Source organism: Tistlia sp. (genome assembly GCF_040905785.1).
GTDB lineage: Bacteria > Pseudomonadota > Alphaproteobacteria > Kiloniellales > DSM-21159 > Tistlia.
In genome coordinates this window covers 1-14,323 of record NZ_JBBDQW010000012.1, presented here as the reverse complement: position 1 = coordinate 14,323, position 14,323 = coordinate 1, and the positions used below count along the sequence as shown (strand labels likewise).

The following is a 14,323-nucleotide window of genomic DNA, read 5'->3' as shown; positions in this document are numbered from 1 at the left end:
ATCCGGATGGGTGGCAAGGTCGCGGTGCCTCCGTTTCGTCGAAAATCTTAACGGACCCCTTCGGACGCGCGAATAGCGAGCCCTTGTTTTCTGCCGTAAAGTGCGAGTGGCACGGGAGTTGCACTGCTTCCTCTGCCTGAATTCCCAGGTGCAACTTCTAGACAAGGGGGTACCATGAACATCCTGAACAGGGTTTCCAAGGGTCTGCCCGTCCTCGCGGCGAGCTTCATGCTCGCCGGCGCGGTCCAGGCAGCGCCGATGCTGGACTTCGTCGTCGATGGTGCCAACTCCTCGGTCACCATGACCCAGAGCGGCGGCGGGCTGGCCTGCCTGCTGACGAGCTGCGGCCTCGAGGTCGAGCTCGCCCCGGGGCTCGACGGCCATTCCTTCTCGCTCGGCAACGGCGACACCGAGACTTTCGATTTCCTGGTCTTCACCGCGGACGGCAGCACCGCCTTCTTCGATCGCGACTTCGAGATCACCGCCACGCTGGCCTTCTCGGAGCCGACCGGCGCCGACACCACCGGCACCGGCAGCGGCGGCGCCTTTCTCCTGAACGGCTTCATCATCGCGGGCTCGCTGTTCTGGACCAACCTGCCGACGGTGTTCGAACTTGCCCAGGGCTCGACCATCGGCGTCGACTTCGAGGACGGCATCACCCTGCTGGCCGGCAACAGCGTGACGACCACGGCCTCGGTCAGCGGCGTCAACATCGTGGTGCCCGAGCCGGCGACCCTGGCCCTGCTCGGCGTCGGCCTGCTCGGCCTCGGTGCGGCGGCGCGCCGTCGCCAGCACACGGACGCCTGAAGCCACGGCACGCGAGGCGGCGGGCGTCAGCTCGGCCCGGTCGGGTCCTTGTGGATCGGATCGACCCAGTAGACCGCTTCCGGTTTCTCCACCGGATCGACATCGGTGATGTTGACGACCACCGCCTCGTTGTCCGAGCGCACCAGCACGCATTCCAGCGGATTGTCGGGATCGGCATTGATTTCCTGGTGCGGCACGTAGGGCGGCACGTAGATGAAATCGCCCGGCCCGGCTTCGGCGACGAACTCCAGCCTCTCCCCCCAGCGCATGCGCGCCTTGCCGCGCACCACGTAGATCACGCTCTCCAGGGCGCCGTGGTGGTGGACGCCGGTCTTGGCGTCCGGCTCAATCGCCACCGTGCCGGCCCAGATCTTTTGGGCGCCGACGCGGGCGTGGTTGACCGCCGCCTGGCGGAACATGCCCGGCGTCTGCGGCGTGTTGGAATCAAGGCGGTCGCCGGGGATGACCCGCACGCCGTCGTGCTTCCAGCGCGGCGAGTCCGCGCTTTCCTCCGGATGATGGTGGTCCTGATCCGCCATGAGCGGCGCTCCCTCGGTATTGATTGGCTGGGCGCCAGGATCGGCCAGCGCCGAGGGTTTGTCAGCCCCCGGGTTCGCCGCCCATTGCAGCTCAGCGAAACTTCGGTGGACGCTTCTCCATGAAGGCGGTCACGCCCTCGCGCGATTCCTCGGTGCCGTAGAACAGCTTGAGGGTCTCCATGCCAAGCGCGCCGATGCCGCGGATCGACTCCGAATCGGCGTTGAAGGAGCGCTTGGCGATGGCGATGGCGGTCGGGCTCAGCGCCGCGATCTCCTGGCACCAGCGCTCGACCTCCCCATCCAACGCCTCGGCCGGCACCACCGCGTTGACCAGGCCCATGGCCAGGGCCTCCGCGGCCGGATAGCGGCGGCACAGCATCCACATCTCGCGCGCCTTCTTCTCGCCGACCACGCGGGCGAGCAGGGCGGTGCCGAAACCGGGATCGACCGAGCCGACCTTGGGGCCGACCTGGCCGAAGACGGCGCTGTCGGCGGCGATCGCCAGGTCGCAGCAAGTGACCAGGACGTTGCCGCCGCCGATGGCGTAGCCGTTGACGCGCGCGATGACCGGCTTGGGTACGTCGCGGATCGCGCTCTGCAGCTCCTCGATCGGCAGCCCGATGGTGCCGCGGCCGTCATAGGCGCCGTCGTGGGCCGACTGGTCGCCGCCGGTGCAGAAGGCGCGGGTGCCGGCGCCGGTCAGCACGATGGCGGCGATCGCCTTGTCCCAGCCGGCGCGCTGCACGGCGTGGATCAGCTCCTCGCAGGTGACGCCGCGGAAGGCGTTGTACTTGTCGGGGCGGTTGATCGTGATCCAGGCGGCGGCGCCGCGGACCTCGAAGAGGATGTCCTGATAGTCCATGTCCACCTTCATCCGTGCATGGTCAGTCCGCCGGAGACGCTGATCACCTGGCCGGTGATGAAGTTCGCGTCGTCGCTGGCCAGGAAAGCGACGATGCCGGGAAGGTCCTCGGGCTGGCCCAGTCGCTTCATCGGGATCGCGTTCCTGAGACCCTCGTAGATCTTCTGCCCGAACTCGCCTTCGCCGGCGAAGGAGCGCAGCAGCGCGGTGTCGGTCGGACCCGGGCAGACCGCGTTGACCTGGACGTTCCTACGCGCGCACTCCCGTGCCAGCGTCTTCGAGAAGGCGATGAGTCCGCCCTTGCAGGCCGAGTAGACCGACTCTCCCGAGGAGCCGACGCGGCCCGCGTCGGAGGCGATGTTGACGACCTTGCCGCCGCCGCCGGCGATCATGTGCGGGACCACGGTCCGGTGCAGGTTGAGCGGGCCGCGCAGGTTGACCGCGATGACTTGGTCCCAGAACTCGGGCGTCGTCTCCAGGAAGGGCTTGGCGACGTCCCAGCCGGCGTTGTTGACCAGGATGTCGATCCGCCCGAGGTCGGCGGCGACCTCCTCGACGGCGGCGGCGACCGCCGCGTAGTCGGTGATGTCGAGCAGCAGCGGGCGGACCTCACCGCCCTGGACGCGCAGCGCCGCCACGAGCTCCTCGAGCGGCGCCTCGGCGATGTCGGCGGCGACGAGCCGCACGCCCTCCTCGACGAAGCGCGTGCACAGCGCCCGGCCGATGCCGCCTGCCGCGCCGGTCACGACCGCGACGCGGCCTCTCAGTCCTCTCATGGCGATACTCCGGGGCAGGGGGCGGTCAAAGCAGGTTTCCCACGCGCGCGCCCTCGTCGATGGCACGCTTGGCGTCGAGCTCGCCGGCCAGTCGCGCGCCGCCGACGACCTGCACCGACTGGCCCCTGGCCGCCAGCGCGTCGGCGAGGCCCTGCTCGGATTCCTGGCCGGCGCAGACCACGAAGGTGTCGGCCGCCAGCACCTCGGGGACGCCTTCGACCTCGATGTGCAGGCCTTGCGCGTCGATCTTGCGGTAAATGGCGCCCGCGACCTGGCGGACCCCGAGCTCGCGCAGCTCCTGGCGCAGGATCCAGCCGGTGCTCTTGCCGAGCTGCCGGCCGAAGGGGCCGGGCGAGCGCTTGACCATGGTCACGGCGCGCTTCGGCGCAGGCGGGGTGCGCTCGGTACCGATGCCCCAGCGCCGCTCGAAGGCGGCGACGTCCTGGGCGTCGCCCTGGACGCCGTGGGCGAGCAGCAGCGCGATGTCGTGGCCGATGCCGCCGCCGCCGATCACCACGACGCGCTCGCCGGCGACGGCGGTGCCGTCGAGGATGCTGGCGTAGCCGACGACCCGCGGATCCTCGGCGCCGGGCAGGTCGAGGAGGCGCGGACGCACCCCGGTGGCGACGATCACCTCGTCGAAGTTCTCCCGGGCCAGGGCCTCGACCTCGATGCGCTGGCCGGTGCGGATCTCCACGCCGAGCTCCGTCAGCTGGTTGGCGAAGCCGGCGACGGCGCGGGCGTAGTCCTCCTTGCCGGGAATCTGCGCGGCCAGCTGGAGCTGCCCGCCGACCTCTCTGCCGGCCTCGTAGACCGTCACCGCGTGGCCGCGGCGCGCCGCCTCGAGCGCGGCCGCGAGACCGGCGACGCCGGCGCCGATCACGGCGACGCGCTTGACGCTGTCGGCCGGCGCGTCCTCGAACTCCAGCTCGCGCGCGGCCCGCGGGTTGACCAGGCAGGTGATCGCCCGGCCGGTGAAATAGTGATCGAGGCAGGCCTGGTTGCAGGCGATGCAGATGTTGATCAGGTCCGCTCGGCCGCGGCTCATCTTCTCGACGAAGGCGGGATCGGCGAGGAACGGCCGTGCCATGGAGACGAGGTCGGCGCGGCCGCTCGCCACCAGCTGCTCGGCGTCTTCGGGCAGGTTGATCCGGTTGCTCGCCGTGACCGGGATCGCCACGGCCGCCTTCAGGCGCGCCGTCGCCCCGGCGAAGGCGGCGTGCGGGACCGTGCCGGCGATGGTCGGAACCTGCGCCTCGTGCCAGCCGATGCCGGTGCTCAGGCAGTCCGCGCCGGCCTCCTCGATGCGCTTGGCCAGCCAGGTCGTCTCCTCGTCGGTGAGGCCGCCCTCGATCAGCTCGAGCGCCGAGATGCGATAGGAGATCAGGAAGTCGGGACCGAGCGCCTGGCGGACCGCGCCGACCACGGCGACCGGGAAGCGCGCGCGGTTCTCCAGGGCGCCGCCCCAGCCGTCGGTCCGCTGGTTGGTGCGCGGCGCCAGGAACTGGCTGATCAGGTAGCCCTCGGAGCCCATGATCTCGACGCCGTCGTAGCCGGCCTCCCCGGCTAGGCGGGCGCAGGCGACGTAGTCGCGAATCGTCTGCTCGATCTCCGCCTCGCTCAGCGCCGCCGGCGTGTCGCGGTTGATCGGCGACTTGATCGCCGACGCCGAGACGATGTCCGCGTGGTAGCCGTAGCGGCCGGCGTGCAGGATCTGCAGCAGCACCCGCCCGCCGTGGGCGTGGACCGCCTCGGCGATCTTGCGGTGGGCCGGCACCTGCCCGGGACTGTCGAGCGTGCTCGGCTCCTCCTTCAGGCGGCCGGCGCGGTTCGGGGAGAAGCCGCCGGTGACGATCAGCGCGACGCCGCCGCGGGCGCGCTCGCCGTAGAAGCGGGCCAGCTCGTCGAAGCGCTCGAGGTCGCCCTCCAGGCCGGTGTGCATGGACCCCATGACCACGCGGTTCGGCAGCCGGTGGCTGCCGACCTGCACCGGTTGCAGCAGAGCCGAGCGCTCCTGCTCCATCGATCGCTTCTCCCTCTAGCTGCCCGGACCCGTCGCTTGTCCTATTGGACTTATAGCGCGATTCCTGGCGTCAGGCAGGGTCGTAGTAGTGGATTTCGAGCAGCAGGCAGCCGCCCTCGGACTTGAAGGGGCCGTGCGGCGCACCGGGAGGGCGGCAGGCGTAGGTGTTGGGCTCGAAGGCGGTGCCGCCGGCGCCGGTCGCGTCGTTGCCGACGGTCAGGTCGCCCGAGACCAGATAGACCTCCTCCCAGTAGTCGTGGACGAAGGGTGCGGTCGTGTAGACGCCGGCATGGAAGCGCAGCAGGCGGGTGCGGCTGCCGCGCCGACCGGCCTCGTCCAGGCTGCCCGACAGGATCTTCTGCTCGATGCCCGCGGGATAGCCCGGCGGCACCTGCCAGCCTGCCTCGAGATCGAGAGCGTGGAACTCGCGGTGCTGCTTGGTCACGGCCATCGGTTTTGCTCCTGCGATGCTGTTGGGCACTTCATCCCGCCTCCTCTGCCAGGCGCCGGTAGCCGCTGCGATAGTAGAGCAGCGGCGCGCCGTCGCGGCAGTCGCACTCCTCGACCCGACCGAAGACGATCAGGTGGTCGCCGACAGGCTGCACCGTCTCGACGAGGCAGGCCATGCGGCCGAGCGTCCCGGCAATCGCCGGCAGGCCGTCGGCCCGCGGCTCCAGCGCGATGTCGCGGAAGCGGTCGTCGATCTTGGCAACGAACTGCCGCGAGATCCGCTCCTGCGAGGCCTCCAGCAGGTTGACCAGGAAACGGCCGCGCGCGAGCACCGCCTCCGCGGTCAGGCTGCCCTTGGCCAGGCAGACCAGCAGGGTCAGCGGGTCCAGCGATACCGAGGTCAGCGAGTTGATGGTCATGCCGTAGCGGGTGCCGCCGGCTTCCGTGGTCACCACCGCGACGCCGGTGACGAAGCGTCCCATGGCGGCGCGGAAGCCCTCGACGTCGGCCTCCGGGCGGCTCCCGGTCTGCGCCATTCGCCTCGCTCCTCCTGCAGCCGGGTTCAATGCCGGGCCGTGGCGAAGTCCTGGGTGACGTTGGAGCGCGCCACCCGGACGTCGCGCAGCGGCGCCGGAGAGTTGCGGCTGCGCCCGACGAAGCGCGGCACGCCGTCGGTGACGACCGCGCCGACGGCGGCGATGTCGCCGTGCCGGATCGCGGAGAGGGCGTCCTGGCCGGTGCCGCCGGCGGGGGCGTCGATCACCACCACGTCGGCGTCGCGCCCTGGCTGCAGGAAGCCGCTGTTGAGGCCATAGATGCGGGCGTTGCTGCCGCTCGCCGCGCAGAGGAACCACTCGGGCGGCAGGTCGGTCAGGCTGGCGCAGTGGGCGATGGTGTAGAGCATGCCGAGCGGCATCACGCCGCTGCCCGTCGGCGTGTCGGTGGCGATGATGAAGCGGTCGAAGGCGCCGTGCCGGTCGGCCAGGCGGGCGCACAGCAGCGTCGTGCGCAGGTTGCCGGCGGTGCAGACCTGCAGCGCGATCTCGCTTTCCAGGATGACCCGCTCGAAGTCGGCGTCGGGCATCGCCGTCGGGCCGCCGTTGATGTGGAAGGAGACGTCGGGCTGCATGGCCAGCAGGTGGTCGCCGGTGATCGCGCCCGAGCCGGGGATCGAGGGGCCGCCGGTGTGGACGGTGGTGATCAGGCCGTGGCGCTTGGCCGCCTGGACGAGCGGGGCGTAGTCGAAGGGCGTCTCGAAGGCCCCGAAGCCCGCCTTGGCCAGCCATACGCCCTTGGCCCGGATCTCGGCGAAGTCGGCCTCGACCAGGCCCGGCTCCAGGATGATCGAGCCGGCATGGACGCGCATGCCGCCGGGCCGGTAGTGCTCGAAGCACTTGAGCGCGGCGACAGCCAGGGCCTTGACCCCCTCGGGGTCCTTGGGCCGCCCGGGCACGTGGACCTCGGAGGCGCTGATCGAGGTGGTGACGCCGCCGTGGACAGCGCTCTCGAGGAAGCCGACCGTGCGTTGGCGCGGCGTGTAGTCGCCGAAAGTGACATGCACCTGGGAGTCGATCAGGCCCGGCATGGCGGTCGCACCGCCGGCGTCGATGACGACGTCGCAGGATTCGACCGCCGCCGCCGAGGCGGTGCCGACGCTGACGATGCTGCCGCCCTCGGTGATGACGGTGTCGCCCTCGGCGAAGGGCGCGCGCCAGTCGCCGGTGACGATGCGGCCGAGGTTGACGATCGCGGTCTTCATGGCGTGCTGCCTCCGCTGGTCTAGTGCGTAGGGCGCGCGCGGACGGCCGGCGCCTCGTAGCCGGCCATCAGGCGCTCGACCATGCCGCTGGCGCCGGCCCAGTCGTAGGTGCGGAAGCTGTGGCCGCGGGTGACGAACTGGGCGCCGGCGTAGAACATCTCGTATTGGGTGTGGCGCGAGCCGAACTCTGAGCCGACGGCGTCCCAGGCCGCCTTCAGGAACTTGACGCGCGAGATCGGGTCGCCGGCCGGCGAGCGCTGGGTCTTCTCGACGATCGCGCGCAGGTCCGGATCCTCCAGGTCGGCGAAGGAGGAGGGCAGCATGATCAGCGCGCCGCCGGCCAGCTCGCGGATCTTGTTGACGATCTGGGGGTAGAGCTCCTGGGTCAGGACCTGCGCGGCATAGAGGAAATGCTTGTGCGGCAGGTACCACTCGCCCTGCAGGCCGCCGGCGACCTCCATGCCGTGCAGCATGGCCTCGACCATCGCCGCCTGGGCCGCGAGGTGGCCGAGCTGCTCGCTGACCTGCGGCATCCCCGTGGTGCCGATCGTGTCGGCGAGCTTGCGCGCCAGTCCGACCAGGAAGCGGATCTTCACCGCCAGGCGGATCTGCGCCTGGTAGTTCTGAAAGGTGTGGCCGGGCGTGTCGTGGAACTGGGCGCGGCACATGTCGGGGTCGCGGTAGACGAAGACCCGCTCCCAGGGCACCTTCACGTCGTCGAAGTACATCAGCGCGTCGTTCTCGTCGAAGCGCGAGGACAGCGGGTTGTCGAAGACCGAGGCCGCCGCGGCCTCGTAGGAGCGGCGCGACAGCACGGTCAGTCCCTTGGCGTTCATCGGCACCGCGAAGGAGATCGCCAGGTCCTGCTCGTCGGGCTTCAAGGGCTGCAGGTTGGCGACGAAGACCTCGTTGGCCATGATCGAGCTGGTGCCGAGCATCTTGGCGCCGCGCACCGTGATGCCCTCGGAATCCTCGTCGACGACGCGCGCGACCAGGTCCTCGTCCTGCTCGCCCCAGGCGGCCGAGCGGTTGCCCTGGGGGTTGATGATCACGTAGGTGAGGAAGAGGTCGCCGCGCCGCGCGTAGTCGACGTAGTCGAGCAGGGCCTGGGCCCGCGCCTCGCCGTGCCGGCGGAAGACCTCGGGGCCGAGCGACTGGCCGAGCAGCGCCGAGGCGACGTGGTCGGGCGAGCGCCCGAGGAAGCCGAAGCTGCATTCCGCCCAGGCCGTCAGCGCCTTGCGCCGGGCCACCAGGTCCTCGTAGGAGCGCGGCGGCTGCCAGCAGCGGTTGACCCGGCGGTTGGCGCCCTCGAGCTGATAGGTCATCAGCTCGACGTTCTCGGGGCGAGCCTGGAAGTCGTAGAGCGCAGCGGCCGAGGCCACCGAGTTGCGGAAGGCCGGATGGGTCGTCACGTCCTCGACCCGTTTGCCCTCGAGGAACACCGTGCGGCCGTCCTGCAGCGACTTCAGGTGCTCGGCTCCGCTCTTGCAGACGCTCATCCTCTCTCCTCCCCGTTCGGGCGACCCTGCGAGGGGTCAGGTCAGTCCGTCGCGTCCCTCGATGGCGCCGGCGGCGAGACCGCCGACGCGGGCATTCGGCCGGCCGCTGCTGGCATAGGCGCAGATCACCGCGATCTCGTCCGGCAGCGGCGCGTCGTGCAGCGTCAGGGTCATGCCGTCGTAGTGGGAGCGCACGTAGAGTGCGTCCTTGTGGGCGAGCGGCACGTCGATCGTGGTGCCCGGGGCCGCCCGCTTGGTCATTGAGGAGATCCAGGCCTTGCCGCCGCCCGCGGCCTCGCGCAGCACGTTGCCGAACACCGTGGTCAGTAGCGCCACGCCGTGCTCCTGCTCGCCGGCGAGGCCGACGACGGCGGCCTTGCCGTAGCTCTCGGCCTGGAACGGCGCGAGCAGCTGCATCGCCAGCCCGGCGATCTCGCGGCCGATGCCGGCGCTCGCCTCGACCAGCTGCGAGAGGTCCTCCTGGTAGCCGCCGACGAGCGGATTGCCGATCACGGCCACCACCGCGACCTTGCGCAGGGGCGGCACGGCCGCCCTGGCCGCTTCGCTGCGCACCTCCTCGACGAAGCTGCTGACGCGCCGTATCTCCATGGCCTTCCCCTGAATTCGGCCGTCTTGGCGTTGTCTTGCCGCGGCCCTTGCTTTGCATATTACCTAATATTATTAGCTAATCAACGGGCTTCGGGCGAGTCGGCGGAGCGGCCGCGAAGCCGCCGACCGGCGGGACAGGGAAGAGAGAGCGAGACATGGCGCGAGACGTGGCGGATCCTTCGACCTCGGCCAGGCCGCCGCTCCAGGAGCCGACGGTCGGGCGCGACGAACTGCTGGTCGAAGGCTCCGACCGCGAGTTCCGGCGCCTCGTCCACGGCCTTTTCGCCTTCTTCGCGCGCCACGAGGCGATCCGCGACGGCCACGCCCGCCGGATCGGCCTCGCCGGCGTCGAGTACACCGTGCTGATCGCCATCGCGCGCCTGTCGCTGGACGGCGAGGTCAGCGTCAAGCGCGTGGGCGAGCACCTGCACGTCAGCGGTGCCTTCATCACCACCGTCTCCGGCAAGCTCGCCCGCAAGGGCCTGATCAGCAAGCGGCCGAGCGAGACCGACCGGCGGCGCGTGCGCCTGGAGGTCACGCGCGCCGGCTACGAGTTGCTGAACGAGCTCGCGCCCTACCAGCGCCGCGTCAACGACGTCGAGTTCGGCTCGGTCACGCGCGCCGAGTTCCGCCAGCTGGTCGGGCTGGTCGAGCGACTGATCGTCTCGGGCGACGAGGCCATCGCGCTGCAGCGCTACCTGGCGCGCGAGCGGTCGGTGCCACGCGGGCGGCGCGCAGGGCGATCCTGAGCGACCGGGCGCGGCGCCGCGAACATGGACTAGGCGCGCCGGGTTATAACTTGCACAATTAGACCTGACTGGCTTATCCTTCCGGCAACGAAGGATCTGAAGACTAGTCTGACCCGCAAAGCGGGCCTGCCAAGAAGCCGGCAAGCAGGTGGAGACACCTCCGCGGAAAACCGGCCGACACTAGGGTTCGGACATAAGCGACAGGTGCGCCCGTGCCTGTCGGAACAGAACCGGGAGGGTGGAAATGAGCATCAAGAGGCTTTTGTTGGTTGCAACGGTGCTGGGGCTGTCCGCGGGCGCCGCGGCAGCCCAGGACACCTACAAGGTCGGGATCCTGACCCCGAACTCGGGCACCTTCGCGAAGCTCGGGCAGCAGCAGACCTGGGCCTACCAGATCGCCGCCGACGAGATCAACGAGGCGGGCGGCATCCTGGGCAAGAAGATCGAGTTCGTCATCGAGGACACCGAGGCCAACCCGAAGGTCGCGACCCAGAAGGCCGAGAAGATGGCCCAGGTCGACAAGGTCGGCCTGATCATCGGCACCGTCAGCTCGGGCGTCACCTTGGCGACGGGTCCGCTGGCCGAGCGGCACGGCGTCAACGTCATCACCTCGACCTCCTGGTCGGACGCCATCACCATGGACAAGTGCTCGCCAAACGTCTTCCGGGTGAACGCCCGCGCCAGCCAGATGGCCAACGCCCTGGCCCAGTGGCTGGGCCAGAACTTCGAGGGTAAGCGCATCACCTACGTCGGGCCCGACTACGAGATGGGCCGCAATACGGTCAGTGCCTTCAAGGAGCTGGCGGAGCGCGAGGGGCTGGTCAGCGCGACGGAGATCTTCGCGCCCCTCGAGACCCCGGACTTCTCGCCCTTCTTCGGGCAGATCCGCGCCAGCCAGGCCGACGTCCTGTTCGCGCCGATGGCCGGCGAGGACTCGGTGCGCTTCTTCACGCAGCTCGCCGACTTCGGGCTCAACACCCAGTACCGCCTGACGGGCGGCTCGGGTACGATCACGCCTGCCGAGCTGCCGGCGATCGGCGACGCGGCGGAGGGCTTCACCTTCGCGACGGGCTACACGGCCTCGCTCGACACGCCGGAGAACCAGGAGTTCGTCGCCAAGTACAAGCAGCGCAGCGACGGTCAGGACCCGACGCTCTACGCGGCCGACGCCTACGGCATTCTCTACCTGGTCAAGGCCGCCGCCGAGAAGTCCGGCTCGCTCGAGCCCGCCGCGGTGCGCGAGGGCATGGCCGACATGACCTGGGACACGCCCCAGGGCCCCAAGACGATGCGCGCCGGCGACAACCAGGCGATCATGCCGATGTACGTGGTCCAGATCACCGACGGCGCCTTCGAGGTGATCGACACGGTCGACGGCGAGATCGCCATCGGCGAGGACCTCTGCACACGCTGGTAGGTCGGCCGCGGCGATTTCAGGAGGGGCCGGCAGCCCGCCGGTCCCTCCGTCGCATCCACGCCTGAACGGCTTCTCCCACCTGCTGGCGAGCGATGGTCGATCTCTTCACCTATCTGCAGTTCGTGCTGGCGCCGCAGATGGTTACCGGCTTGGTCATCGGGGTCGCCGTGATCCTGATGGCGCTGGGCCTGACCATCATCTTCGGGCTGCTCGACGTCATCAATCTCGCCCACGGCGCCTTCTACGCGCTCGGTGGCTTCGTGCTCATCACGCTGCTCGGCCTCGGTCTCGACTTCTGGGTCGCCATGGTGCTGGTGCCGCTGCTGGTGCTGCCGGCGGGACTGGTCACGGAGCGCCTGCTGATCCAGCGGGTCTTCCACTCCGGCGACCGGCACACGCTGACGCTGCTGCTGACCTTCGGGCTCAGCCTGGTCATGGAAGACCTCTTCAAGATCATCTACGGCCCCGATCCGCACCGGCCGCAGCCGCCGATCTCCGGCGCCGTCGAGCTGCTCGGCATGTACCTGCCGACCTACCGGGTGTTCCTGATCTTCTTCGGCGCCCTGCTGATCGCGGCCCTGTCCTTGTTCCTGTTCCGCAGCGACTTCGGCGCGCGGATCCGCGCCGCGGCCTACGACCGCCACATGGCGGCCTCGCTGGGCATCCAGGTCAAGTCGGTCTACAGCTGGACCTTCGCCCTCGGGCTGGCCGTGGCGGCGCTCTCGGGGGTGCTGCTGTCGCCGATCTACGGCGTCTATCCGGACATGGGCCACGGCTTCATCTTCCTGGCCTTCGCGGTCGTCATCGTCGGCGGGTTGGGCAGCATCAAGGGCGCGGTCGTCGCCGGGTTGCTGCTGACCCAGGTCTTCGTCCTCGCCAGCCTGGTCATGTCCCCGGTCTGGGCGGACGTGCTGGTCTTCGCGACAATGGTGCTGGTGCTGCTGTTCCGTCCGCAGGGCCTGTTCGGGAGCCTTGCCCATGGTTGAGCGCGAGCTGACGGCGGCGACCCCGCCGGTGTCCCGCCGGGGCCTGTCCTCGCTCAACAAGGTGGCGCTGACGGCGTTCCTGGGCGCGCTGCTGTTCGCGGTCTGGGCGGTCGTCTTCGAGCAGCCCTTCTACCTGGGGCTGGCCACGGAAGCGCTGATCCTGGGCGGCCTGGCGATGAGCGTCGACCTGCTGCTCGGCTACTGCGGCCTGCTCAGCCTCGGCCATGCCCTGTTCTTCGGCCTGGGCGCCTACATGGGCGGTCTGCTGCTGCTGCACTACACCGGCTCTTTCTGGCTGACCTGCCTGCTGGTCGTGCCGGCCTCGGCGGCGATCGGGCTGGTCGGCGGGCTCATCGCCCTGCGCTCGAGCGGGGTCTACTTCGCCCTCATCACCTTCGCGATGGCCCAGGTCGTCGAGAAGGTGGTGTTCGTGACCAACGAGATCGGCCTGGAGTCGCCGCGCGGCGCCGTCGACGTCGGCGGCTCCGACGGCTTCCAGGGCGTGCCGGGGGTCGAGGTCGACCTGCTGCTGTTCAGCCTCGACCTGCGCGACCCGCTCAGCTTCTTCCTGCTCACCCTGACCCTGGTCTCGGTCACCTACCTCGGCCTCTACTGGCTGATGAGCACGCCCTTCGGGCGCACCCTGCGGGCCCTGCGCACCAACGAGCGCCGCCTGCCGCACCTCGGCTACGCGCCGCGCCGCTTCAAGCTGGCCGCCTTCGTGCTGTCGGCGGTGATCGCGGGCTTCTTCGGCGCGCTCTACCCGATGCTGCGCGGCGGCGCCTTCCCGGAGCTGCTGACCTTCGGCATGTCGGGCGACGCCGTGATCAGCGTCATCATCGGCGGCACCGGCACCCTGATCGGCCCGCTGATCGGCACCGCGCTGCTGGTCTTCATGCGCTCGGTGGTCGGCAGCGAGCTCGGCGACCTGCACGTCATCATCGTCGGGCTGGTCTTCATCGCCGCCGTCATCTTCTTCCCCAAGGGCATCGTCGGCTACGCGCGCGCCTACCTGGATCGCCCGAAGCCGGACAGGGGGCGCACCGACAATGACGGGTGACGTGCTGCTGGAGGTGCGCGGCGTGTCGATCAGCTTCGGCGCGCTGCGAGCCGTGCAGGGGATCGACCTCGAGGTCCGGCGCGGCCAGGTGACCTCGGTGATCGGCCCGAACGGGGCGGGCAAGAGCACCCTGTTCAACCTGATCTCCGGCAACCTCTCGCCCAGCGCCGGCTACGTCGCCCTCGAAGGCCGGCGGCTGAGCGGGCGGCCGGTGCACGAGATCAGCGTGCTCGGGCTCGGGCGCTCCTTCCAGATCACCAACCTCTTCTTCGACCTGACGGTGATGGAGAACCTGCTGGTCGCCGCCCAGGTGCTGGAGCCGCGCCAGCGCCTTCTGCGCGATCCCCGCTTCAGCGGCCGCGCCCAGGCGCGCGCCGAGCAGCTTCTCCACCAGTTCGGCCTCGCGGCCAAGGAGCGGGAGCTGGCGGGGCACCTGTCCCACGGCGAGCAGCGCCGCCTGGAGATCGCCGTCAGCCTGGCCGCAGAGCCGCGTCTGCTGCTGCTCGACGAGCCGACCCAGGGCATGGCCCACGAGGACACCGCCGAGACCGCGGCGCTGATCCGACGCCTCGCCGAGGACATCACGATCCTGCTGATCGAGCACGACGTCGGGCTGGTCATGGACATCTCGGACCACGTCATGGTGATGCACATGGGCAGGAAGCTGGCGGAGGGCACGCCGTCGCAGATCCGGGCCGACGAGCGGGTGCTCGACGCCTACCTGGGCCGAGGTTAGCCTGGATTTCTCATACTGGAAGGGGTCGTCACGTGGGTTATCGGCGGACAG

Annotated in this window: 15 protein-coding genes; 6 read left to right on the top strand and 9 right to left on the bottom strand. The window is 69.9% G+C overall.

Features of this window, described 5'->3' with window-relative positions; translation table 11 throughout:
- The first annotated feature begins 174 nt into the window (after window positions 1-174).
- Window positions 175-807 carry a PEP-CTERM sorting domain-containing protein gene (locus tag WD341_RS03425; RefSeq protein ID WP_368424018.1) on the top strand — a complete coding sequence of 211 codons (633 nt, stop codon included), beginning with the start codon at window positions 175-177 and terminating at the stop codon, window positions 805-807.
- A 26-nt stretch (window positions 808-833) separates the two neighbouring features.
- On the opposite strand, the gene WD341_RS03420 is transcribed toward WD341_RS03425, so the two are convergent.
- From WD341_RS03420 to WD341_RS03380, 9 genes are all read right to left on the bottom strand, one after another.
- A complete protein-coding gene (locus WD341_RS03420) occupies window positions 834-1,346 on the bottom strand; it encodes a cupin domain-containing protein (RefSeq protein WP_368424017.1) in 513 nt (170 codons plus the stop codon).
- A 91-nt stretch (window positions 1,347-1,437) separates the two neighbouring features.
- Complete coding sequence (locus tag WD341_RS03415) at window positions 1,438-2,208, bottom strand: enoyl-CoA hydratase-related protein (RefSeq protein WP_368424016.1); 771 nt, start codon at window positions 2,206-2,208, stop codon at window positions 1,438-1,440.
- An 8-nt stretch (window positions 2,209-2,216) separates the two neighbouring features.
- A complete protein-coding gene (locus tag WD341_RS03410) occupies window positions 2,217-2,984 on the bottom strand; it encodes a glucose 1-dehydrogenase (RefSeq protein ID WP_368424015.1) in 768 nt (255 codons plus the stop codon).
- A 25-nt stretch (window positions 2,985-3,009) separates the two neighbouring features.
- Window positions 3,010-5,007, bottom strand: coding sequence for an FAD-dependent oxidoreductase (locus tag WD341_RS03405; protein ID WP_368424014.1), 1,998 nt, complete (start codon window positions 5,005-5,007; stop codon window positions 3,010-3,012).
- A 70-nt stretch (window positions 5,008-5,077) separates the two neighbouring features.
- Entirely contained in the window at window positions 5,078-5,458 is a 381-nt protein-coding gene (locus tag WD341_RS03400) for a hypothetical protein (protein WP_368424013.1), read from the bottom strand.
- Window positions 5,459-5,489: 31 nt separating this feature from the next.
- On the bottom strand, window positions 5,490-5,993 hold the full coding sequence (locus WD341_RS03395) for a flavin reductase family protein (RefSeq protein WP_368424012.1): 504 nt from the start codon (window positions 5,991-5,993) through the stop codon (window positions 5,490-5,492).
- A 26-nt stretch (window positions 5,994-6,019) separates the two neighbouring features.
- Window positions 6,020-7,216 (bottom strand): amidohydrolase family protein, encoded by a 1,197-nt coding sequence (locus WD341_RS03390; protein WP_368424011.1) that lies wholly within the window; start codon window positions 7,214-7,216, stop codon window positions 6,020-6,022.
- 20 nt (window positions 7,217-7,236) lie between these two features.
- Window positions 7,237-8,715, bottom strand: a complete 1,479-nt coding sequence (locus WD341_RS03385; RefSeq protein WP_368424010.1) for a 4-hydroxyphenylacetate 3-hydroxylase family protein — start codon at window positions 8,713-8,715, stop codon at window positions 7,237-7,239.
- A gap of 36 nt (window positions 8,716-8,751) precedes the next feature.
- A complete protein-coding gene (locus tag WD341_RS03380; RefSeq protein WP_368424009.1) occupies window positions 8,752-9,324 on the bottom strand; it encodes an amino acid synthesis family protein in 573 nt (190 codons plus the stop codon).
- A gap of 155 nt (window positions 9,325-9,479) precedes the next feature.
- Between WD341_RS03380 and WD341_RS03375 the strand changes: the two genes are divergently transcribed.
- From WD341_RS03375 to WD341_RS03355, 5 genes are all read left to right on the top strand, one after another.
- Window positions 9,480-10,073 carry a MarR family winged helix-turn-helix transcriptional regulator gene (locus WD341_RS03375; RefSeq protein ID WP_368424008.1) on the top strand — a complete coding sequence of 198 codons (594 nt, stop codon included), beginning with the start codon at window positions 9,480-9,482 and terminating at the stop codon, window positions 10,071-10,073.
- Between the two features lie 244 nt (window positions 10,074-10,317).
- Window positions 10,318-11,490, top strand: coding sequence for an ABC transporter substrate-binding protein (locus WD341_RS03370; RefSeq protein WP_368424007.1), 1,173 nt, complete (start codon window positions 10,318-10,320; stop codon window positions 11,488-11,490).
- Window positions 11,491-11,582: 92 nt separating this feature from the next.
- Window positions 11,583-12,476 (top strand): branched-chain amino acid ABC transporter permease, encoded by an 894-nt coding sequence (locus tag WD341_RS03365; RefSeq protein WP_368424006.1) that lies wholly within the window; start codon window positions 11,583-11,585, stop codon window positions 12,474-12,476.
- Window positions 12,469-13,536, top strand: coding sequence for a branched-chain amino acid ABC transporter permease (locus WD341_RS03360; protein ID WP_368424005.1), 1,068 nt, complete (start codon window positions 12,469-12,471; stop codon window positions 13,534-13,536). Before WD341_RS03365 ends, WD341_RS03360 begins: the two co-directional genes overlap by 8 nt.
- Window positions 13,526-14,272, top strand: a complete 747-nt coding sequence (locus WD341_RS03355; protein WP_368424004.1) for an ABC transporter ATP-binding protein — start codon at window positions 13,526-13,528, stop codon at window positions 14,270-14,272. The genes WD341_RS03360 and WD341_RS03355 overlap by 11 nt, the downstream gene beginning before the upstream one ends.
- Window positions 14,273-14,323: the final 51 nt, after the last annotated feature.